The organism is Bifidobacterium coryneforme, assembly GCF_000737865.1.
GTDB classification, from domain to species: domain Bacteria; phylum Actinomycetota; class Actinomycetes; order Actinomycetales; family Bifidobacteriaceae; genus Bombiscardovia; species Bombiscardovia coryneformis.
Genome location: NZ_CP007287.1, coordinates 421,373 through 443,903, shown reverse-complemented (window position 1 = coordinate 443,903; position 22,531 = coordinate 421,373). Strand labels below are relative to the sequence as shown.

The 22,531-nt window shown below is 62.6% G+C and carries 18 protein-coding genes; 1 reads left to right on the top strand and 17 read right to left on the bottom strand.

The window, feature by feature from the left end; genetic code table 11:
- Positions 1–19: 19 nt before the first annotated feature.
- On the bottom strand, positions 20–1,057 hold the full coding sequence (locus bcor_RS01625; protein ID WP_033498667.1) for an HhH-GPD family protein: 1,038 nt from the start codon (positions 1,055–1,057) through the stop codon (positions 20–22).
- Between the two features lie 263 nt (positions 1,058–1,320).
- On the opposite strand from bcor_RS01625, the gene bcor_RS01620 reads away from it, so the two are divergent.
- Positions 1,321–1,989 (top strand): tRNA (cytidine(34)-2'-O)-methyltransferase, encoded by a 669-nt coding sequence (locus tag bcor_RS01620; protein WP_081870307.1) that lies wholly within the window; start codon positions 1,321–1,323, stop codon positions 1,987–1,989.
- A gap of 85 nt (positions 1,990–2,074) precedes the next feature.
- Here bcor_RS01620 and bcor_RS01615 read toward each other — a convergent pair whose 3' ends face one another.
- The 16 genes from bcor_RS01615 to bcor_RS01540 all read right to left on the bottom strand — a co-directional run bounded on the left by bcor_RS01615 (position 2,075) and on the right by bcor_RS01540 (position 22,454).
- On the bottom strand, positions 2,075–3,439 hold the full coding sequence (locus bcor_RS01615) for a PFL family protein (protein WP_033498653.1): 1,365 nt from the start codon (positions 3,437–3,439) through the stop codon (positions 2,075–2,077).
- A 12-nt stretch (positions 3,440–3,451) separates the two neighbouring features.
- Positions 3,452–3,724 (bottom strand): ACT domain-containing protein, encoded by a 273-nt coding sequence (locus bcor_RS01610; RefSeq protein WP_033491577.1) that lies wholly within the window; start codon positions 3,722–3,724, stop codon positions 3,452–3,454.
- Between the two features lie 164 nt (positions 3,725–3,888).
- Positions 3,889–5,148 (bottom strand): galactokinase, encoded by a 1,260-nt coding sequence (gene galK, locus bcor_RS01605; protein ID WP_033498652.1) that lies wholly within the window; start codon positions 5,146–5,148, stop codon positions 3,889–3,891.
- 111 nt (positions 5,149–5,259) lie between these two features.
- A complete protein-coding gene (galT, locus tag bcor_RS01600; RefSeq protein WP_033498651.1) occupies positions 5,260–6,534 on the bottom strand; it encodes a galactose-1-phosphate uridylyltransferase in 1,275 nt (424 codons plus the stop codon).
- A gap of 85 nt (positions 6,535–6,619) precedes the next feature.
- Positions 6,620–7,474 carry a DeoR/GlpR family DNA-binding transcription regulator gene (locus bcor_RS01595; protein ID WP_081830746.1) on the bottom strand — a complete coding sequence of 285 codons (855 nt, stop codon included), beginning with the start codon at positions 7,472–7,474 and terminating at the stop codon, positions 6,620–6,622.
- 271 nt (positions 7,475–7,745) lie between these two features.
- Positions 7,746–8,504: a polyprenol monophosphomannose synthase gene (locus bcor_RS01590; RefSeq protein ID WP_051875590.1), complete on the bottom strand. Its 759-nt coding sequence runs from the start codon at positions 8,502–8,504 to the stop codon at positions 7,746–7,748.
- A gap of 30 nt (positions 8,505–8,534) precedes the next feature.
- Positions 8,535–9,701, bottom strand: a complete 1,167-nt coding sequence (locus bcor_RS01585; RefSeq protein ID WP_081870306.1) for an NADH:flavin oxidoreductase/NADH oxidase — start codon at positions 9,699–9,701, stop codon at positions 8,535–8,537.
- A 146-nt stretch (positions 9,702–9,847) separates the two neighbouring features.
- Complete coding sequence (locus bcor_RS01580; protein WP_051875769.1) at positions 9,848–12,184, bottom strand: transglycosylase domain-containing protein; 2,337 nt, start codon at positions 12,182–12,184, stop codon at positions 9,848–9,850.
- Between the two features lie 65 nt (positions 12,185–12,249).
- The gene (locus tag bcor_RS01575) at positions 12,250–12,969 is read right to left on the bottom strand and encodes a Crp/Fnr family transcriptional regulator (protein ID WP_033491569.1); all 720 of its coding nucleotides are present in this window, start codon (positions 12,967–12,969) and stop codon (positions 12,250–12,252) included.
- Positions 12,970–13,074: 105 nt separating this feature from the next.
- Positions 13,075–14,316: a lipoate--protein ligase family protein gene (locus bcor_RS01570; RefSeq protein ID WP_051875589.1), complete on the bottom strand. Its 1,242-nt coding sequence runs from the start codon at positions 14,314–14,316 to the stop codon at positions 13,075–13,077.
- Positions 14,316–15,368, bottom strand: a complete 1,053-nt coding sequence (locus tag bcor_RS07185; RefSeq protein ID WP_148303937.1) for a TM2 domain-containing protein — start codon at positions 15,366–15,368, stop codon at positions 14,316–14,318. The genes bcor_RS01570 and bcor_RS07185 overlap by 1 nt, the downstream gene beginning before the upstream one ends.
- A gap of 52 nt (positions 15,369–15,420) precedes the next feature.
- Positions 15,421–16,464 carry a 3-isopropylmalate dehydrogenase gene (locus tag bcor_RS01560; protein ID WP_033491568.1) on the bottom strand — a complete coding sequence of 348 codons (1,044 nt, stop codon included), beginning with the start codon at positions 16,462–16,464 and terminating at the stop codon, positions 15,421–15,423.
- A gap of 33 nt (positions 16,465–16,497) precedes the next feature.
- Positions 16,498–19,008 carry a S9 family peptidase gene (locus bcor_RS01555; RefSeq protein WP_033498649.1) on the bottom strand — a complete coding sequence of 837 codons (2,511 nt, stop codon included), beginning with the start codon at positions 19,006–19,008 and terminating at the stop codon, positions 16,498–16,500.
- 97 nt (positions 19,009–19,105) lie between these two features.
- Positions 19,106–20,311 (bottom strand): App1 family protein, encoded by a 1,206-nt coding sequence (locus bcor_RS01550; RefSeq protein ID WP_033498648.1) that lies wholly within the window; start codon positions 20,309–20,311, stop codon positions 19,106–19,108.
- 27 nt (positions 20,312–20,338) lie between these two features.
- On the bottom strand, positions 20,339–20,752 hold the full coding sequence (gene gcvH, locus bcor_RS01545; protein WP_033498647.1) for a glycine cleavage system protein GcvH: 414 nt from the start codon (positions 20,750–20,752) through the stop codon (positions 20,339–20,341).
- 103 nt (positions 20,753–20,855) lie between these two features.
- Positions 20,856–22,454, bottom strand: a complete 1,599-nt coding sequence (locus bcor_RS01540; protein ID WP_158332618.1) for a L,D-transpeptidase family protein — start codon at positions 22,452–22,454, stop codon at positions 20,856–20,858.
- Positions 22,455–22,531 lie beyond the last annotated feature (77 nt).

The window sequence follows — 22,531 nt, the reverse complement described above, 5'->3', positions numbered from 1 at the left end:
TCCTAATGCAGGAGTCAACCTACTCGGGGAGTTCCAGCGAGCCATCCTCCCTGATGACCAGCAGGCCATCCTCATCCAGGGAGGCGATGCAGAGGTCCAGCTGGATACCGTCCTCGCAGACCTGCTCGATCCGGGCGCGATCAACCCGCCCTTTCTCCGACTCTCGGAGAGCCTGGAGTATCTTCCCCCTGACCTGCCTGTTGGTTCCTGCAAAACGCTGGCGGGGACGGGTCCGCTTCATGCCCAATTCAGGCAGCCCGTCCTTGAGGAAGCGGCAATGTGCAGCAAGGGGGCAGATCTGGCAGTCCGGTTTTTTGGCCTTGCAGACCGTGGCTCCCAGCTCCATGATGCCCTGGTTCCACTTGGCCGAGTCGGGCTCGCACCAGGCGTTTGAGCGGACCTGATCATCCGCGCCCCCCAGTCGGCCGACCAGCCCCGTGTCCTTGGTGTCGACCGGCGGTTCCTGTCCTGTCAGGCCCTGCATGGACCCATCCACCGAATCACGCCGCCCCTTCCCCGAGAGGCTGCCGACATCCTCCGGCAGGACGGTCTGGGCCAGCTCACGTTCGGTCCTTGTCGTGGAGCCGCCGACGGATTCGACCCCCAGAAAGACCCGGGAAAGGACCCTGCGAATATTGGTATCGATGACGACAATCCGCTCCCCGTAAGCGAAACTCATGACGGCACTGGCCGTGTAATCCCCGATACCCGGCAGTCCTGTCAGCTCTTGGTAGGAGCGCGGCAGGAGGTCGCCATACTCCGTACTTACCACCCTGGCGCACTCCTGGAGCCGGAGGGCACGCCGGGGGTACCCCAGTCTCCCCCAGGCCGTGATGACCTCGGCCTTCCCCGCCGCCGCCAGGGCCGCCGCATCCGGCCAGGCCTCCATCCAAGCCGTCCAGTAGGGCACGACCCTGCTCAACTGGGTCTGCTGGCTCATCACCTCGGAAACCAGAATCCCCCAGGGCGTAGTTCGCCCATACCTCCAAGGCAGGTCCCTGGAGTTCCGCTCCCACCAGGAAAAGAGCCGAAGCCGTATCGGCTCGACAGACTCCATCAGGATGCCCTCCACGAACCCCCGCCTTTCCTTTGCTTCGGTCAGTCTCCGCTTCCAACACCATACAACCGTCGACCCGAACCGGACCCGGCCCTGGTGCCGACTTCGCTGCGAGCGCCAGAACCTGATCGTCCCTTCTTCGGCACCCACTGCGGCAGACCTCGTTTTGATACCCGGTTCTTCTATGACATCCAACCTCCCCCGGAGGGGAAACCGGTCGGGCCCTGACCGCCCTGTCTTTTCCCGGCGTTACCTTGAATGGCATGACCTTCCAGGAGCAGACGAACGCGATGGGCAGCCAGGGTGGGGACCCCGCCAAGGCGGTCGATGAAATGTACGAGTACGGGTACCGGAAGTCCAACTACGGACCCGATGAGCTGGTCACCGATGCCCATGGAAACCCGATTTCGGTCACCGAGGCCATGATGGATGCCAAGGAGGCCGGTCGAGCCGAGACAGTGACCCCCCACCTCTGCTACTACTCCCCAAGAATCCCCGGCAACACCGGGTCGGCCATCCGGCTCTGCGCGGTGACCGGGACCATCCTCCATCTGGTGGAACCCCTGGGGTTCAACCTCAAGGACACCAAGTTGCGCCGGGCGGGGCTGGATTACCACGACATGGCACACGTTGTCCTCCACCCGGATTTCGACGACCTGGTCGATTCCATGCCGGACTCGCGCATCATCGCCTTCACTGCCCATGCGACCAAGCTGTACACCGAGGTGGACTACAGACCGACCGACATCCTCCTCTTCGGCCCCGAACCGGGAAACATCCCCGACCCCATGGATGTCATGGCCGGCCCCCACGTCTCCGAGCAGGTCCGCCTGCCCATGCGCCCCAGCCTGCGCAGCCTGAACCTGACCAACTGCGCCTCCATCGCCATCTATGAAGCCTGGCGCCAGCTGAACTTCAAGGGCGGGCGCTGACCAGGGGTCCCGATACGTCAAGGCCCCGCCTTCCTCACCCTGGGATTGGAAGACGGGGCCTTGACGTATGACAGCCTCGTACCGATCAGTTCTTGAAACTGTGTATGGGGGCCGGGATGCGTCCTCCACGACTGATGAAGTCGGCGCAGGAGCGGTCGTTGACAGGCAGGATGGGGCCGCCTCCCATGAGTCCACCGAATTCCGCCGTGTCCCCCACACCCTTGCCCGCAACCGGAATCAATCTGACTGCCGTGGTCTTCTGATTGATCATGCCGATGGCCGCCTCGTCGGCGATGATGCCGGAGATGGACTCGGCGCTGGTATCGCCGGGAATGGGAATCATATCCAGACCAACCGAACAGACGCAGGTCATGGCCTCCAGCTTTTCAAGAGTCAGACTTCCCTCGGCGGCCGCCTGGATCATCGTTGCGTCTTCGGAAACGGGAATGAAGGCTCCAGAGAGGCCACCCACATAGCTTGAAGCCATGATGCCGCCCTTCTTGACCTGGTCGTTGAGGATGGCAAGGGCTGCGGTGGTGCCGGGAGCGCCCACCTGTTCCAAGCCCATCTCGCGCAGGACCTCACCCACAGAGTCGCCCACGGCCGGGGTCGGCGCCAGGGAGAGGTCGATGATGCCGAAGGGAACATCCAGGCGGCGCGAGGCCTCCTGAGCCACCAGCTGCCCCATCCTGGTGATCTTGAAGGCGGTACGCTTGATGGTCTCGCAGAGCTGGTCGAAACTCGCACCACGAGCAGTTTCCAAGGCGGTCTTGACCACGCCCGGACCTGAAACGCCCACGTTGATGACGGCATCGCCTTCGGTCACGCCGTGGAAGCCCCCGGCCATGAAGGGGTTGTCGTCCGGAGCATTGCAGAAGACAACCAGCTTGGTGCACCCCGAACTGTCGGTGTCCCCGGTTGCCTGCGCCACAGCCTTGATGACCCGCCCCATCAGGGCCACGGCATCCATGTCGATGCCGGTCTTGGTCGAGCCCACGTTGACACTGGCGCAGACCCTCTCGGTCTGGCTCAGGGCGCGGGGCAGGGACTTGATCAGGAGGCGCTCCGCCGGGGTCATGGACTTGGAGACCAGGGCCGAATAGCCTCCGATGAAATTGACACCGACCTCCTTGGCCGACATATCCAAGGCCTTGGCCACGGCCACATAGTCATCAACCGAGTGGCAGGCCCCAGCGGCCACCAGGGAGATGGGGGTGACGGTGATCCGCTTGTTGACGATGGGAATCCCGTATTGGTGGGCTATGGACTCCCCTGTCGAAACCAGGTCCTTGGCCAGGGAGACCACCTTGCGGTGGATGTTCCTGCAGAGCATGTCAACATCATGGCTGGCACAGTCCAGGAGACTGATGCCCATGGTGATGGTACGGACATCCAACCGTTCCCGGTCGATCATGGCATTGGTCTCTTGGACTTCATCGGGTGTAATCATGGCGCAGCCCCCTCAGACCCTGTGCATCCGGGTGAATATCTCCTCACGCTGGCACCTGATGGAGACGCCGATATCCTCACCCAGGGCATCCAGATCACGGACCAGGTCATCGAACTCCCCCGCGTAGGAGGAGCAATCGACAATCATCATCATGTTGAAGAACCCGTCGATGATGGTCTGGGAGATGTCCAGGACATTGATTGAATTCCCGGAGAGGCTGGTGCAGACCCGTCCGATGATGCCGATGGCGTCCTGACCCACCACCGTGATGATCGCCTTTTTCATGTGGTCCTCCTCCACCCTGGGATATCCCTTCAAGCCCAATAGGACAGACTCCGTCCGCCTGAGGGGTCATGGCTTCCCAGCTTAGAGGAGGAGGCAGAGAAAAGCCCCCGAAAACGGGGGGCTGGAAAGCCGGTAAGTCCGGCATATGGACGGCTGCTCGGAACTCAGCACTCCCTCCGGGCGGAGGAAGAGGGCAAGGCCGCCAGAGCCCTGGGCTCATGGAAGCCGGCGGCATGGAACCGGTCCGCTATCGTCTGGGCCATGCCACGCCCCTTGCCGGCATCGACCAGGGCGATGATGGAACCACCGAATCCACCCCCGGTCATCCTGGCACCATAGGCACCCTCGGCCCGGGCCACATCCACGGCCAGGTCAAGTTCCGGTGAGGTGACCTGGTAATCGTCGCGCAGGGAGTCATGCGAGGCGTTGAAGAGGCGCCCCGCCTCCTGCACATCGCCCCTGCCGAAGGCCTCTATGAACCGATCAACCCGCCCTATCTCGGTGATGACGTGCCGGACCCGATGCCTGGTGACCCCATCCGGGAGCCTCTCCAGGACCTCCTGAAGGGCGGTGGCGGAATCCTCGGAGACCTTGACCTCATCAGCCACCTGACGCAGGTTGCCCACACCCAGGATTCGGGCCGCCTCATCGCAGGTGGTGCGACGCTGCTCGTACTGTCCGTCGTTCAGCTGGTGCTGGGCCTGCGTATCGACCACCAGCAATTCCAGGCCCCTGGCCTCCAAATCGAAGGGGACCTGGGTCACGTTTTCCATGGCAGACAGCTCCGGCCGGCAATCCAGCCGCAGGGCCTTTCCTGCCTGGCAACGCATGGAGGCACTCTGATCCATACCGCCGGTCGAGGCACCGGCCATGTCGTTCTCGGCCCTGACGGCGGCCTCTATCAGGGTCACCCTGCCCTGGTCGCTCCCGCCCAGCCCGAGACCGAAGAGATCGTCCAGGGCCAGGGCTGTCGAGCAGGTCATGGCGGCCGATGAGCTCAGCCCCGATCCGACCGGCACGCAGGAGGCCAGGGCCATGTCAAACCCGCCCACCTGGTCGTATCCGGCCTGGCGCAAGGCCCAGGCAACACCCACCGGATAGGATGCCCAACCGGTGACGCCCCGGGCCTGGAGACCGTCCAGATCGACCTGCACTTGGTCATCAGGGGCCATGGAGGAAACCAGGCGGACCCGATGGTCCTGTCGCGGTTTCAGGGCCACGAAGGTCCGATGGGGCAGGGCTATGGGCAGGCAGAGTCCGGCGTTGTAATCGGTATGCTCACCAATCAGGTTGACCCGGCCGGGAGCGCTCCAGACCCCGGCGGGCTCCTGGCCGTAGACCCGGCTGAAGAGCGATACCGCCCCTTCCGGCCCCTGGCCGGTCTCTCCCCCGCTCCATGCCTCCATAAACCGTACTTGACTCATGATGCTCCTTTGAACCTTCGTTGTACTGGGTTGCCCCTTGGTTTGGACACCGTTGGCGGATCGGCCCCGACCGAATCACCGTCGGCACCGTCCACCCTGACTCGCGTACGCCTACTCCCCTATGTCCACCGGGCCGAGCTGGCGGAAACGCCGGGCGATCAGCTCGGGGGTGGTATCGGAGACCCAGGCGGCCATACCGGATTCGGAACCGGCAAGATACTTGATTTTGTCCACAGCCCTGCGAAAGGAGAAGAACTGCAGGTTCAGGCGATAGGTCTCACGCCGCCCGTCATGCAGGGGCGCCTGATGCCACGCCGCAATGTAGGGAAGATCCATCCCCTGCCCGTCACCCTTGTCGAAGAAGGCGTTGCCGCGCTTCAGGAGGGTGGAGTACATCTGCGCCAGCCCCCAGCGCTCCTCGTCATCAAGCTGGTCCAGGGTCAGGATTCCGTCGCGCACAGGGGCCATGTGGACCTCCAGGGGCCACCGGGCCGCGGCGGGCACATAGGCCACCCAGGTGGCATTGCGGAAGACCACCCGTTCACCGGCCCGGATCTCTCCCCGAAGGATGTCGCCCAGGAGGTTCCCGCCGGTGCGCTCATGGTAGTCATGGCACTGCCGCAACTCCTGTTCCATCCTCGGCGCGATGAAGGGATAGCAGTAGATCTGCCCATGGGGGTGGGCCAGGGAGACGCCGATTTCCTGACCGTGGTTTTCGAAGGGGAATATCTGCTCGATGCCATCCATGGCCGAAATCTCGGCGGTGCGGAAGGCCCAGGCTTCCACAACCGTTCTCAGGCGGCTCACCGGCAGGCTGGCTGGGAGGGCATGCTCATCCGGGTCGAAACAGACCACTTCACAGTGGCCGGAGGCCTCACGTACGGGCCAGAGCGGGTTCCCATCGACAAACCGATCCGGGCCGTCGGCAGAGGTGTTGCCTGGCACCTGCATCATCGAAGGGAAGCGGTTCTCGAAAACCACCACATCGTAATCCACATCGGGAATCTCCCCATCCTGATAGGGGTCTCCCGGCTTCCGGGCCGCCAGGGGATTACCCTGCGCCTTGGCCTTGGAGCCTGCGGTGATGGGCCGGTTCATCCTGGACGTGGCCATCGGGATCCAATCGCCGGTCAGGGGGTCACGGCGCATCTGCGGAGGCTGGAAGGGGATCTCTTCACCGTGAGCATCCAGGTGCGGGGCGAACCTGTCGGGCAGGTCCCGGGGATCATCCAGCCGCCTGGTCTTCTTCCCGGAGACATACTCCGGATCGTCATCCATATAGAAGAACCGCCGGCCGTCGGCCAGTCTTGTCGGGGTGATGCGGATGTGCTCGGATGCATAGGCTCCGGGCGCATAGCGCCGGGGAACAAACTGTTCAGACTTCATTGTCTCAAATCCACCTTCCTAGGTTATTGATGGAACGGAAATTCCCGAATTGCCCGCGAGCGGGTGTCACATCCCTCCATCCGCGTCACTCCAGAGCAGGGGTATCCGGCAGCCCCTCGGGGTGAGGGCCACGATCGGCCTGGGTCGTGGGAACCAGGACGAGTTCCTTGACCAACCCCCTGGTGGCCTCGGCCGAGTGCCGGTCCAGCTCATCGTCCGTGATGACCGTATCGACCTGATCGAACCCGGCGAAGAGGGAAAGGGATGTGCAACTCCACTTGGTGTGGTCCGTCAGAATGATGGTCCGGTCGGCGATGTCCATCAAGGCCATGTCCGTGGCCGCCTCCAGGGAATTGGGCATCAGGAAGCCGCGGGGTATGGATACCGAGTGGGTACCCAGGAAGACCGTATTGACCCTCAGGGAGGAAACGACCTTATCGGCGATGGGGCCGACCAGGGAATTGGATCGGGTGATGACCCCGCCCGTGACGATGACCTCGACGTCCTTGCTCTCCATGGCCTGGACCAGTTCGGCCACCGGGATGGAATTCGTCAGGATGGTGACCCCGGCACAACGCCTGCTCTCCAGGAGGTGCTGGGCGAAGACGTAGGCGGTGGTCCCTCCCCCGATGGCAATCACATCGCCGGGGGAAACATAGTCGATGGCCCTGCGGGCGATGGTGTCCTTGAGCCCCATGTCCATCTGGGACTTGACCGAAAAGAGGGGCTCCGCCAAAAGGGAGCTGGTTGTCACTGCACCACCATGGACCCTCTTGAGCAGGCCCTTATCGGCCAGATCCGCAATGTCCCGCCGTATGGTCATGGCCGAGACACCCAGCTCCTTGGACAGGGCCGTGATGCGAACGGCACCACGGGTACGTAGCCGGTTCAGAATCAAATGTTGGCGCTGCGACGATATCATTCGCACATTATCGCACACATTCGACCAAAAACTCAAATTGGGTTTTCATTCATTGTCGCGGCTCCACAGCCGGGCCTTTCAGCCGTAAGACCGCATGAGCCAAATCCAGCAACCGTCCAATCCCGCCATTGTGAACTCGATTACCATCCGCACCTTCCCGGTATCATAGCCACAAGGAGATTGGAACGGAACCAATTCGGTCGCCAGCAAAAGTGAACATCGCCTACAGGAAACATCCCAAAATGTAACGTTCCCCGGCGGATGCCGCGACCATGATGTGCCCCCGGACCTATCGGATGGGCCGACCCAGAAGCCTGCCCCAGCCCCATCTGGTCACCTGGACCACGGCCTCAAGGACAATCCCCGTGTCCATTTTGGACCGCCCCCGTATCCGTTCCACGAAGATGATGGGGACCTCATGGACCCTGCCACCGCCGGCCACGATCCGTCGGAGCATATCGATCTGGAAGACGTACCCGCTGGAATGCAACCGGTCCAGGTCGATTCTCCCAAGGGCCTCGGCCCGATAAGCCCGCAGACCGGCGGTCATGTCCCTGACGGGCATCCCCAGGGCCATCCTGGCATACCAGGAACCCAGGCGCGAAATCAGATCGCGGTACCAGGGCCAATTGCGGGTACTTCCACCAGGGACCCTACGCGAACCGATGACCAGATCGACTTCGGGATGACCCTCTGCATACTGCAGAACCCTGGCCATGTCCTGGGGCCGATGCGATCCGTCCATATCCATCTCGCAGATACGCCCGTACCCTCGTTCCAGGGCCCATCGGAACCCGGCCACATAGGCCGGCCCCAGCCCTTGCCGCACATCTCGATGCAGCACCGACACGCGTGCATCCTCCAGGGCCATGGCGTCGGCAATCCTACCGGTCCCATCCGGCGATCCATCATCCACCACCAGCACATGGACCTCCGGGCAAACTCTCAGAAGGGCCTCAAGGGTGGTCCTGATATTCTGCGCCTCCTGATAGGTCGGCATGACCACCAGAGTCCCCAGGCCCTGGTCATTCGGCACTGCCTTGCTCATCTGCCTTCAGCCCCTGCCAAGGCGGTACTCTCAGCGATTGGTCCCGTACGCCCCGCGCCGATACGGGTCCGGGTAGGGAATGTCCGCCTTGTCCATGCCCAGTTTGTGGGCGGCCCTGAGCGGCCAGTAGGGGTCGCGCAGACCGGCCCGCCCAATCTCCACCGCGTCGGCCTGACCCTTGCGGATAATCTTGTCGGCCTGCTTGGCCTTGGTGATCAACCCCACGGCCGTGGTCGGAATCAGGGCCTTGCTGCGCACCTGGAAGGAGAATGGCACCTGGTAATTTGGGCCGGCGGGAATGGTGACCCCCGGAACGACGCCACCTGTCGACACGTCAATCAGGTCCACCCCATGTTCCTTCAGCACCTTGGCCGTTTTGATCGTCTCCTCCAGACCCCAGCCGCCGTCGGCCCAGTCAGTGGCCGAAATTCGTACCAGAAGGGGCATTCCGGCCGGAATCACCTCACGTACGGCATCGGTGACCTCAATCAGGGCCCGCATCCTGCCGGACAGCCTGCCACCGTATTCGTCTTTCCGGTGGTTGGTCAGCGGGTCCAGGAACTCGGAGAGCAGGTACCCATGGGCGGCGTGAATCTCGATCCCCTCAAACCCCGCCTTGACGGCCCGCATGGCGGCCGAGCGGAAATCGGCCACGATTGTGGATATCTCCATCCTCGACAGTTCGGCAGGGGTGTCCATGTCCCCATAAACGATGGGGCTTGGCGCCAGGGGCTGCCAGCCCCCTTCGGAGGCCGGGACTGTGGCGTTGATGTGACCGGTGGGCGTACACCCTGACGACCCTTTGCGCCCGGAGTGGTTGAGCTGAATGAAGGGCTGGGCACCGGCGGCCTTGATGTCGGTGACGATTCCCTGCCAGGCACTGGCCTGCCTGTCGTTCCAGATGCCCAAATCACAGGGCGAGATACGTCCCTGGGGGTTGACCGCGGTGGCCTCGGCTATGACCACACCAAAACCACCCAGGGCCCTGGAGACGTAATGCTGGTAGTGGAAGTTGGTGGGAATGCCATCCTGGTTCACGCAGGAGTAGGTGTCCATCGGGGGCAGCCAGGCCCGGTTGCGAATCTGCAGGTCACGCAACTGCATGGGCTCGAAAAGGTCGGGCAACTGACTGCTCACCTTGACCCTCCCCTTCTCGCCTTTCAGTGGGTTTCCCCCATTCACGTTGCCATGACCCATACGGCCCCTGCCTCTCTGTGACCGTGCGGGGACGAGCCGCGAGAAACCGCAATTTCACTTGCTCAACCCGTTGCCGCCCCGCCACGATGACCACTCGTGTGAGCTTCCCTATACCGCCATTTTAGGCACGAGGTCCAGATGGAAGCCTACTGGTCCTGCGGCTGGGCAGGAGCAACAGGTTGTTGCTCCGCATGTTGTTGCTGTTGAGCCTGCTGCTCGGCCTGCTGTCGGGCACGCTGCTGTTCTTCCTCCTGCGCCCGTCGCTGCGCCTCTTCCTGCGCCCGCCGCCGGGCCTCCTCCTGCTCCTGTTGCTGCTGGCTCTCGGTTTTGCCCTGCATGGCCACTGCGCGGGTGAACTTGGGATCGGGATTGCCATAATCGTTGTCAGGCGCGATGTTGGCGGCGGCCAGATAGGTGTTCATGAACTCCTTCCAGGCCGGGGTGGCGATATACATGCCGAACCAGGTCCCCATGGACCTGCCGTTGATGGTCTTGCCACTGAAGGACACCTGCCCCTCGGCGTTGCCCACGGTCACGAAGGCGGCCACCTGGGGCACGAATCCGCCGGTGGTCATGTACTTGTCCTCATGCGTGCCCGTCTTGGCGAAGGTCTTGCGCCCGCCGTCCAGCTGGGTTGTGGCCGCCTCGCCGCCCGGCTGGACCACACCCTGGTTCATGGCGTAGGCCACGGTCTCGGCGATGCCCGGCTCGATGGCCTGATGACAGTTGGCCTTGGGGACCTTCAGGTTCTTGTTGTTCTTATCGACCACCTTTGTCATGGCTATCGGGGTGCAGGCAGTGCCCTTGGCCGCCAGGGTGGCATAGACATTGGCCATGGTCAGGGGTGATGCCTGAACGGAACCGATGGTCATGGGCAGCTGGAACGAGTTGGGCGAGTGGATGTCCATCTGGTCCCTGGGAGAATTGTGGTATCCCAGGTCCTTGGCCGTGTCGGCGATGGAGCAGAGCCCGATCTGCTGAGCCATGGACGCCTGGGTGGTGTTGTGGGACCGGACCAGACCCTGGAGCGGGGTCTCCGGCGAGGTGGTGCCGCCGCCGGAGTTCTCAACGTGCCAGTTGCCGCTGCCGAACCCATAGGAGGTCCCGTCGGGCTCCTCGCAGCTGAAGGTGGACTGGTTGTAGTTGGTCATGGTCCGCAGGGGTTCGTTGATCGACCTGCCCTCTTTCATCCAGGCAGCCATGTTGATGGGCTTCCATGTGGATCCGACGGGGAAGCCCCAACCGCCGCCATCCACCTGGTCTACGGCGTAGTTGATGGCCGTACGGGTACCACCACCTGAATTCTGGGTGGCGTCGTAGATCCTGTTGATTCCGAAGCCCAGAACCTCACCGGTGCCTGGCCTGATGGCCGCCATGGTGACCTCGAAGCCACTGGGATCGTCAACGGGAATCGTGTCACGCGCCGCCTGCATGGCCGCCGCATTGGCGTCCACATCCATGGTGGTGTAGATATCGAGACCGCCCTCCTTCAGGAGTTTGTTGCGGTCCTCCTGGGTCTTTCCGAACTCCTTGGAGTTGAGTATCTGCTTGGTTACGTAATCGCAGAAGAAGGCGGCATCCCCGGCAGCCTGGCAACCCGCGTCGACGCTCTGCACATGGAGCGTCTCCTCAAGGGGTTTGGACCTGGCCTGGTCATGCTGCTCCTGATCGATGTAGTGCTCCTGGAGCATCAGGTCAAGGACGATGTTGCGTTGCTCCTGGGAGGCATCGATGTCCACCGTGGGGTCGAATCTGGCCGGGTTCTTGGTCACGGCCGCGATGGTGGCCGCCTCACCTGGGTCCAGGTTCTTGGCGGACTTGTTGAAGTAGCGTCGAGCGGCAGTTTCCACCCCGTACACGTTGGTGCCGAACTGGGCGATGTTCAGGTACCCCTGGAGAATCTCGGGCTTGGAGTACTTCTTCTCCATCTGCACGGCGATCAGCATCTCCCGCATCTTGCGGGCGATGGTCTCCTCCTGGGCGTGGTACTCGGCGATGGGGTCGTTGTTCTCCTCAGCCTGGTTCATGAGCATGTTCTTGACATACTGCTGGGTCAGCGTGGACCCTCCCTGGGTATCGCCCTGCTTGATATACGTCTGGATGAAGGCCCTGAGAACGCCCTGGGTATCCACGCCTGAGTGCTCGAAGAAGCGGCGATCCTCCCGGGCCACGACGGCCTTCTGCATATAGCCCGAAACGTTCTTGATCGGCACCACTATCCTGTTCTGGGCATAGAAGGTGGCGATGACCGTATGCCCGTCAGAGGCGTAGAGCCTGGACTGCTGGGGCAGGTCATTCACGTTGAAGTCGATGTTCTCGGTCTTCAGAGCCGGCATCATGTTCGTGGCGGCCGCATTCACGCCGAGAACGGCCGGAAAAAGAAACCCTGAGACCACCACACCACCTGCCACGCAGAACAGGAGGTAGGCCAAAAGCAGGGTGAAGAAGCGGCGTACAGTCATGGACTTCTTTTTTTCGGGCATGAAATCCATAGTAGAGCCTCGGCTCTACCGACATGAAAAATCATGTCGACTTGTTCATGGGGTCCCTACATGCGCGAGCGCCGGATCAGGGCGCCGGGCTGGAAGATGATGATGGTACGGCCCCGTCGAGAGATCCAACCCCTGTTCGAGAAGTCCATCAAGGCCTTGTTGACGGTCTCCCTGGAGGCCCCCACCAACTGGGCCAGCTCTTCCTGGGTTAGGTCGTGAGGCACCATCAGCCCCTGCTCGAAGGGCTCACCGAAGCGGGTGGCCAGGTTGAGGAGTGTCTTGGCCAGGCGGGCCGGGACGTCCATGAAGACCAGGTCAGATATCCGCTCGTTGTTGGTCCGTAGGCGGTTGGCCAGGACCTGGAGCATGTCCACGGCCACCTTGGGATGCTGATTGAGCCAATCGAAGAGCGCATCGTGGTCCAGGGCGGCCACCTTGGTCCGGTTGACCATGACCACCGCCGAGGCCGTCCGGGGGCCACCTGTCGGGTCGAAGACCGGAATCTCACCAAGAATCTCGCCACGTCCGTGGATGCTGAGGAGCTGGATACGCCTGTCGACCGACTGCCTCACCAGCTTGACCCTGCCCTCCTCGACCAGGTACATGCGATGGTCCGTATCACCCTGGCGGAAGATGGTGGAACCCTTGGAGAAGGTGTACTCACTCAGGCTGTCGAGAAGCTGGTCGACCTCGTCCTGCGGCACCTGCTTGAACAGGGCGGTCTGCCTCAGGGCATTCCCTTCCTCGGGAATCTCATTGGGCTTGTGGACCGCCATACTTCACTCCTTCTTGCACCACCGGGCAAGTCGTCATCGACCTCGCACCTGGACGGACGCTGGCAATGGGTACACCTGACTGGCTGTCAATGATTATAGACCCACTCATTCGATGACTCCTGTCCAACCAGGTCGGAGGTATCGTTCCTCGGCAAGTCGGGCGGCCCTTTCCTCCGGGCCATGGCCAGGCTCCCCCGTCCTCACGCTTCCCGCCAAGGTAGGGAGGGTCCGCAGGATTCCATTGACCAGGGCCGTGCGGCCCAGATCGGTCTGCCTCCCAATCGGATCCACCCGACTTTTGGCCGATTGCACGGCCTTGTCGCTGATTTTTTCCTGGGAGGTGTTCAGAATCCGAACCATCAGTTCGGCATCAATCGAGTATGAGAGGGTCACATGGTGGAGGAGCCCGCCCGGACCACCTCCCCTACCCGGGAAACGACGCTGGGAGGCGCCACCCATCTTGCCCCTGGGTGAGGCGATGTCGTTGAGTCCCTCCCAGCCGGCCTCGATTCCCTGGGCGCGTAATGCGCGAATCAGCCAGAGGTCGCATAGGCGGTAGGACCGAATCGGATCCAGACCGCGTACGAACGAGGCGGGCACATACAGGGAGTATGTGATGACCCTGTCAGGCTCGACGAACATGGCACCTCCGCCCGTGCAGCGCCTGACCACGGTGAATCCAGACTTCCTGGCCCGGTCCGGATGGACCTCGTTGGCAAGGGATTGGAAACGTCCCAGCACCACGGCAGGGGCCGACCACTGCCAGATGCGGAGGGTGGGAGGTTGCGTGCCATCTGCCACGGACTCGGCCAGGGCCTGGTCCATCGCCATCTGCATGGCCGGGTCTCGCGGACGATCCTTGACAACGGTCAGGTCCAGTTCCGCCCATCGTCTCAGGGCTTCATCCAAACCGGTATCCGCATCATCGGCTTCACAGCCTCGCCTGCCGGAATCGGTATCGGTCAAGCTCCCCTCGGGTACGGCGGCCATGTCGGCATTCCCGCTTCGGACCTGCTCGGATGGAAGGGCCCTGGTCATGGCCGTGACCAGGGAAGGCGAGGATATGCCCAGGATCCGTTCGGCATCGTGCCTGTCCATGACCGCATCGAGGGTGGTCCTTGCACAGTCGGGATCCAGGGGCAGCCGCATCTTCATCATGGCGGACTCCAGGGCGGTCAGAAGCCCATCAGAGGTCCGACCATCCGAACGGTAATCGATGAAGAAGTCACCGTCGATCCTGCAGGAATCCAGACAGGGACGCCCGTCGGACGTCCGTCCAAGCTGCATGGCGACCGCCACCAGTTTCCCACCGGGCTCCTTGCACTCCCCCCGAAGGACAGACGGCATTAATCGGTCAGCTCCTGTCCGTAGCCGTCACGATGCCATTTTGATCCGGGCGAGGAAACCAGAATCAGTATTCCCTCAATCAGGCTCCAGACGCTGGAGATGAACGGACCGAGGAAGAAGAAGAAAAACCCGATCAGGGTAATCATGAGCTGCGCCATGCCCTTGCCTGTATGACCAAGGTAGAAGTTCCCTACACCGAAGACGCCGAGGAAGATGCTGAGCAGGCCGGCGGCCAAGCGTGAGTGGCGAGCGGGATTGGCCAGGGGTGGAACCGGCTGCACATAGGTCGGAGGGGCGTACCCGGGATTGGCAGGTGCCTGGTAGGCCGGAGCATATCCGGTTCCGTACTGTTGATTCTGCTGATACTGCTGCGCGCCGTACTGCTGTTGGGCCGGATATTGCTGACCGGCATAAGGCTGTGCTGCGTACTGCTGGGCAGGATATTGCTGAGCCGGGTATTGCTGAGTTGCATACGGCTGAGCCGGATCCGACCAGGGCTGGTTGGACTGTCCGTATGGTTGCGAGCCATACGAACGGCCATCATAAGCCTGTGCGCCGCTGGATTGCGTCGGATACGCCCCGGTTCCATACGGCTGCCCTTCACCAGGCTGCGCACCATAGGCCGCAGAGCCATAAGGCTGGCCGGCATAAGACTGCGCCGGGGCCGACTGCGGCCCGGAGGCCGGCACACCGTAGGACTGGGCCGTGGTCGCACCTGCCTGATTGCCCTGTGAGGGGAAAGCAGGGGTTGCACCCTGCCCCATACTCACATCAGGCTGGCTGGAGGGTTGATCGCCATACTGTTGCCCATATGAAGGAGTGACGGTCGTTTCATTCGAGGACGGCTGCGGCTCCACCGGCATCTGCATGAATTGCTGGCTCGTCTGGCCATCCTGCGGGTACTGGGAGGAGGGCGACGGGTCTGAATCGGGCGAAGACTGGGGGATCTGCGCCCCAGCAGGATTCGGTCCCTCCTGTCCGTCGGTGCCTGACCAACCGGTCCTGGCCTGGGGGTCATCGTCTGCGAATTGCCGATAATCGTCCATAGTCATGTTCTCAAGAGTAGACCAGAGTCCCTAAAAGCCCTGCAAGGGGCGAAATGACTCACAATCTGCCCAGGATGTCCTTTCCGATCCGGCTGGTGGAGCGGCTTGTTGCCCCCAGCTCTGCGATGTCGTCCTCAACGGCCTTGTTGATTCTGTCCGCTTCCTGGTCGAAGCCCAGATGGTCAAGCAGCATCGCGGCCGACAGGATAGCGGCCGTGGGGTTGGCGATCCCCTTGCCGGCAATGTCGGGAGCGGACCCGTGGATGGGTTCGAACATGGACGGGTAGGTGTTGCTGGCGTTGATGCAGCCCGAGGCGGAGTAGCCCACGCCGCCCACCACGGCTCCGGCCTCGTCCGTAAGGATGTCACCGAAGAGGTTGTCGGTCACAATCACGTCGAAACGGCTCGGCTCGGTCACCAGGAAGATGGTCGAGGCATCGACGTGCAGGTACTCACGCTCCACCTCGGGGTACTCCTCCCCCACCTGGTCAACCAGGCGTTGCCACATGTCACCGGCATTGGTCAGAACGTTCTTCTTGTGGACCAGGGTCAGCTTCCTGCGCCGCTTCATGGCCAGCTTGTAGGCATAACGGACGACCCTCTCCGCCCCGAAAGCGGTGTTGATGGAAACCTCGGTGGCCACCTCCTGGGGGGTGCCGCGGCGGACGGAACCGCCGGCGCCGGCATAAAGGCCCTCCGTCCCCTCGCGAACCACGACGAAGTCGATGTCGCCAGGATCGGCCAGGGGCGAGACCACACCCTTGTACAACTTGGAAGGACGCAGATTCACATACTGATCGAGTTCAAACCGCATCTTGAGCAGAAGACCCCGCTCCAGGATGCCCGCCTTGATCCGGGGATCACCGATGGCCCCCAGGAGTATGGCATCCTGCTGCTTGAGCCTCTCCAGCTCCTCGTCCGGCAGGATGGCCCCGTCACGCAGGTAGCGCTCGGCACCAAGGTCGAAATCAACATATTCGAAGTTCGCCCGCCCCTCGGTCACCTTCTCCAGAACCGCCTGGGCCTCGGGGACGATCTCCTTGCCGATGCCGTCTCCTGGAATGACGGCAATGTGATAGGTCTGTTTCTTCGTATCGCTCATATTCCGAGCATAGATAAGGGCGCCGGGGCCGTCTCAGGAAGATACCGAATCCCGGACAGGGGTTTGATCGGGAACCATGATGGACAGGCACCAGGCATTCTCGAACGCCAGTTCCTCCCATTGCCTGTAGCGCCCGCTGATTCCCCCGTGCCCGGCCTCCACCTCGACCTTGATCAGGGCGTCCGCACCGACACGAGGCTCCTGGAGCCTGGCCACCCACTTGAGCGGTTCCACGTAGAGCACGCGGGTGTCGTTCATGGAGGTGGTGACCAGGATGGCCGGGAAGTGCCCGGTGCCATGGTCACGGATGCGCTCGTCGGCGTTCTGGACGTTCTCATAGGGAGAATAGGACTTCATGTACCGGTAGACCTCCGGGTCGTGCAGGGGATCCCCCCACTCGTCCCACTCGGTCACGGTCAGGGGAAGGTCCGGGTCCAGGATGCTGGTCAGGGCATCCACAAATGGCACATCGGCCTCGATCCCGGCATAGAGCTGGGGAGCCATGTTGGCCACGGCACCCATGAGAAGACCGCCAGCCGAACCGCCGTTCGCCACCGTATGGAGCGGGTCAGCCCACCCCCTGGCCTGCAGGGCGGCCGTTACGTCGATGAAGTCCTCGAAGGTATGCCTCTTCTGGAGTCTGCGACCCTGCTCGTACCAGGCCCGCCCCATCTCTCCCCCGCCCCGCACGTGTGGGACGGCATAAAGCACACCCCTGTCCAGGAGACTCAGGCGGCCGGTCGAGAAACCAGGATCGGAGCTTATCTCGTAGGCCCCGTACCCGGTGATGAACATGGGCGATCCGCCCTGCAGACTCCGGGAGATGGAGGCCTCGTCGCCGGGCCAGGGCAGACGGCCGGGATCGGACGGCGCCGGGATGACCTCATCATCCAGACCGGTCCTTCCCTCGGCATCCAAGGCAGGGACCATCCCCCGCCGCCAGACCAGGGAGACGGGCACCCTGGCACCGTCTCGCACATCCACCCAAAGGCGACGTTCGGCATACCTGTCCGGGTCGAAATCACCCAGGACCTCGGCCCGCTTAAGGAGCCGGTCGGCGCCCGTTGCCGGATCCATCTCATGCAGCTCCGATGGAACCGTATAGCTGCTGAAGATGTACCGCATGGTGGGGGCTTCGTAGGAGGGGTTGTCGGATGAGGCGATGCTGTAGACCCTGCCCTGTCCGATTCCCCGATCGGCATGGTCCAACAGGCCCTGCCCGGGAACCACCTGGCGGAAGCGCCAGGGACGACCGGCACGAAGGTCCTCGATGGCCTCCTCCTTGGGAATCACCGCAAGGCGGGGCAGGCTGTCGGCCCGGTAGGTCATGACCACAAAACTGCGGTGGATGCCCATGCCCTCGATGCCCAGTCCGCGAGCGCCCTGGAGAATGGCCGGGTTGGCAGGGTTCCGATAGGGAGTATCCGGGGATTGGCCCGCATCAGCCCCTCCCTGTTCACACCCATACGGGCTGCCCTGGGCGATGCAGACCCCCTGACCAAGGTGGTAGGGCGGCTTGGTCCGGCTCATATCGATCAGATCGACCTGGAAATTCGGGTTCAGCACATTGTGGTAGACCACCGCAACCGGAAGGTCCTCCCCATCGGGCCCGGCCCCCTCCAGGCGGCTCAGGCTCACATCGTACTCGACCCCGTCCTGGCGAGGGATGAAGGGAACGAAGTCACCGGTCGGGTCCTCCAGGGAGAGCATGAGGACCTCGCTGGTGGTCTTGGATGAGGATCCGATCATCAGACTGGCCTCGTCAAAGCTCAGGCCCAGGCCCACCCAGAAGCGTTGATCGGGTTCTTCGAAGACCCGGACGTCCTCATCCCGGGGTTGCCCGACCTGGTGACGCCACACGGCACAGGGCCTCCAGGCCTGGTCCACGGTGGTGTAGAAGACCCACTTCCCATCGGGTGTCAGTACGGCCCCGGACGACACCTGGTCGATCCGGTCGGGCAGGTTCTTGCCGGTGGAGAGGTCTCGGATGCGCAGGTCATAACGCTCGTTCCCGCTGGTATCCAGCCCGTAGAGCATCCACCTTCCGTCCCTGCTCAGATCCAGGCAACCCAGGGCGAAGAAGTCATGGCCCTGGGATTCCTTGTTGGCGTCGAAGATGATCTCCTCCCCCGGCAGGGAACCCGGGGCGCTTCCCTTATCGATCAGAGGCGGATCCCAGTCATCATCGTCCCTGACGGGCAGGCGGCACTGAAGGCCGTACTGACTCCCCTCCAGTGTTCTGCCGAAGTACCAGTAGCCCTGGATTCGGGTGGGGACCGACATGTCGGTCTCCTGCACCCGGGCCTTGAACTCGTCCAGGAGGGTCCGGCGCAACCCGGCAAGATGACTCAACCTCTCCTGGCAGTACTGGTTCTCCTGCTCCACATACTGCCGGGTGCGCGGGTCCTCCTTCTGCCTCATCCACTCGTATGGGTCCTCGAAGAGGTCACCGTGAAAGCTCCGTCGGGTCGCCTCAGCGAATGCCCTGGGAACAGTCGGGATGGTATCGGGAGAATCGTTGCAATCACTTGCCGAAAAGCTCATGGGGCGATTATAGCCGGAACCTGAACACCCGCGTCCTGGATTGACGGCCGGGGATGTGGCGGTATCGGGCACAGGGCCCGAACAAGGACAGGGCCGCTCAGTGGTTGGCGGCCAGGTAGGGCAGCATGGTCCGCATCAGGTTGACCCCGGTCGTACCGTAGAAGACCGGTACTCCGGTCTCCGGTGCAGGCTGGGAGGAGGTTCGGTTGATGATGCCCAGACCCGATTCCCCCGGGCTGAGCTGGCGGATGCCTATGGCCAGGACCCTGCCCGGATAGCGGTGGACCACCTCGGCGAAGGTGGTGGGGTCGCTCTGTCCGTCGTCACCTATAAGGACGAACCGCATGTGGGGGAAGTCGGCCATCAGCTGATGGATGAACTCCATCTTGTGCTGGACGATGGAGGGCACGAAGGTCTTTGGCCTGGGATCCAGATCGCGCAGGAGAAGCGGACCGGAGGGGAAGCCGTGGTCACGGATGAAGCCCCGGATGGCGCCCTCGACATTCCAGGGCGAGGCCGAGAGATAGAAGAAGGGAGCCGAAGGGTCCAGATCATGGATCCGGTTGTAGAAGACCGACATCCCCGCCACCGAGGAGCGGTTGTGAGGGTCGGAAAGAAGGAAGTTCCAGGCGGCCTTCCAGTGGATGGGCACCTGGCTGACCATGATGGTGTCGTCCACATCCGAGATGACTCCGAATCGTGCCTCGGGAGGGATGATGTAGAGGGGCGCCGTGACGGTCGGCCGCCCCTGCACCTTGTAGGAGACCTGGTGAGTGCCGGGCGTCAGGTGGTGTTCGGCGACCAGGTCCAGGTAGCCGGAACGATCCGACAATACGAATTCGCCGTTCTGATTCCGGCTGGAATCCACAGCGTCATAGACGGCGGAATCCCCCACCTGAACCGTGCCCAGACGAACCTGGTCGATGGCCAGGGCGACCCTGGTCCTGGGGGCAGGGACGGTCAGCAGCTCCCGTATCCCCCTCATCGCTCTGTCCGACCTGCCCTGACTATCGGATAGCACGGTCCGGCAGATCAAGCGCGAATAAGCCTGGGTCCCGTACCCCACATAGGGCTGTATCCGGGGGAACCAACCCATCCGTCCGGTCATGCCGGTTGAAAGACCCACCCAGAACTCGAAGAGGCCTGTGACGATACGCCGGGCCAGACGAACCGGTGCCGGTCTGGATTCGATGCGCTCGCCAGGACCGGCAGCGTCAAAGGCCGTGCTGACACTGGTGACCTGCCAGGGGCCACCCCGGCCTCCCTGTTCAGAGGGCCTGCGACTATCCCGCTCGGACACCATTGCCTCCTGGGTGAGAAACGCCCCGACTCAGCCCAACTTCCTGAGCATCTTGCTGTATTCGTCGGCAGTCAGCAGGTCGGGCTCATCATCGTCAAGGGTCATCTTCATGATCCACCCCTCCCCATAGGGATCGGAGTTGATGACACCGGGATCGTCCGAGGCGGAGCGATTCACGTAGGCTATGGTTCCTGAAACCGGGCAGACCACAGGCTCCACGGCCTTGGATGACTCCAACTCCACCACCTCGTCACCGGCCTCGACCTGGGTGCCCGTCTCTGGGAGGTCGAGGAAGACGAGGTCGCCCAGCTGGTCCGCCGCATATTCGGTCACGCCGATTACGGCCGGGTCCTGGGAGGCATCGATCCATACATGGTCGGGGGAATACTGCAGGTGATCGGGCACGTCCAATCGGACGGTGCCTTCGCTGTTCTCTTCACTCATGGGTCCAAGCCTACTATGCTCCGGGATGTGCCGAGGCATGAACCGCCCGCCCGGTCCCTGACCATGGTCCTTCGACCACCGGGGACCGGATAGGAGGAGACTCCTAACGGACCGGCCCCGGGGGAACCTCTCCCCAGACCTTGACCATGGTCCCGACCGGTGCGTTGTCGAAGATCCACTTGGCATCCTGTTCATACATGTTGATGCAGCCGTGCGAGCCATGATGAGTAGGGTCGCCCGTGGCAATGCCGCCATGGTTCCAAGCGGCCGTATGGAAGCCTTCGCTGCCGTTGTAATAGGAGACCCAACGAACATCGGGCGAGACGTAGCCCGGCCCCCGCATGGTCTGAATCGCATACCGGACGTTGATGAAGAAGGTACCCGTATCCGAGCCATCCCCATCGAAGGGCTTACCCGAGCAGATGAAGAAGGTCTGGACCGGGGTGGTGCCGTGGTAGACGGTGGCCGTCTGGTTGGAGAGATTCACATCGATCCAGGTATCGCCGTCGGGAACGTCATACCGGGCAACCCTGGTCTGCTCCTTGTGGGGAGTCACATCGGCCTGGACCTTGATGGTATCCATGTTCCCGCTCTTCAGCGCCTTGATGACCTGGTCGGCGGTGGCTTCGAAGTCCTTGACCTTGACCCCGTCGACCCCCTTGGTGGTCTCAGCCACCACTTCACCCTTGGTGTTCTTGACGTTGACGGCCGTCACCATTTCCCGGTCGAGCGCCTTGGGAAGCTCCTGGCTCAGATAACCCGAGATGGCGGCCTGGTCGAAGTCCAGACTCATGGTCCCCCGCCTCAGGTCGGTGTCCGGCTTGACCCAGGATGCCACGGTCGGAGCCGGTATCCTCATACTGTCGTTATCGGTCGCCTGAATAACCAGGTCCTTGGCGATGCGCTGGTTGGCTTCGCCCGCCACCTTGGAAGCCACTTCCACGGTGATGGGCATGGGGATGTCCTGGTATGTGACCGCAACCCTGGCCTCATGTCCAGGCTCCTGCACCAGGGAAGAGACCGCCTTCTCGACGGGCTCCAGCTTGGGGGCCTTGCCTCCGCGCCCCTCCTGGACCGTGAAGGCATGCAGGCCCTCGTCAAAGACGATGAATGAGGGAACGGAGCGACTGCCCTCGTCGATGAATCTCCCGGTGAGGAACCGGTCCATCGCCAGTTCGTTGTCTTCGGCAACCAAGGGTACAGACACACGACGGAAGGGGTTGAGCCGCTCGAAGTCGCCTTCGCGTTTGCTTCCCATGAGCTCCTTGACGGTGCGCTCCTGATTGACGGAAACACCGAGATCCTCCAGACCGGCAGTGACCGAGGGCTTGCCCTGGCTGGTCAGTTCGACCTTGGAGTCCTGCACCTTCTGGGCCACGATCTTCCTGACCTGATCGGCATCCTTGCCCATCATGCTCTGGCCCGCGAAGCTGACCCCCGGAGCCACTCTCTCCTGGAAATACTGACGGGCGCCAAAGAACCCACCGACAAGAACCACAGCGAGGAGGAGGAACAGGAGCAGGGTAATCCATATGGCCTTGTGCGTGCCGAACCAGGAGGTGCGGGCAGTGGCCTCACCAAAGACCCGGCTGACGGACTCATCCTCGAACAGATCAACCGGCTCTTCGTCCTGGTACTCAACCGGATCATCAGCCAGGGGAACCTGGATGGGCTGCATGATTACCGTCTCAGCCTCTTCCACACCTCCACTACCCTCAGGAAGCAGAGATTCCGATTGCCCCGCCGCAGCCATTGATCACCTTTCCGCACTGTTTCGAT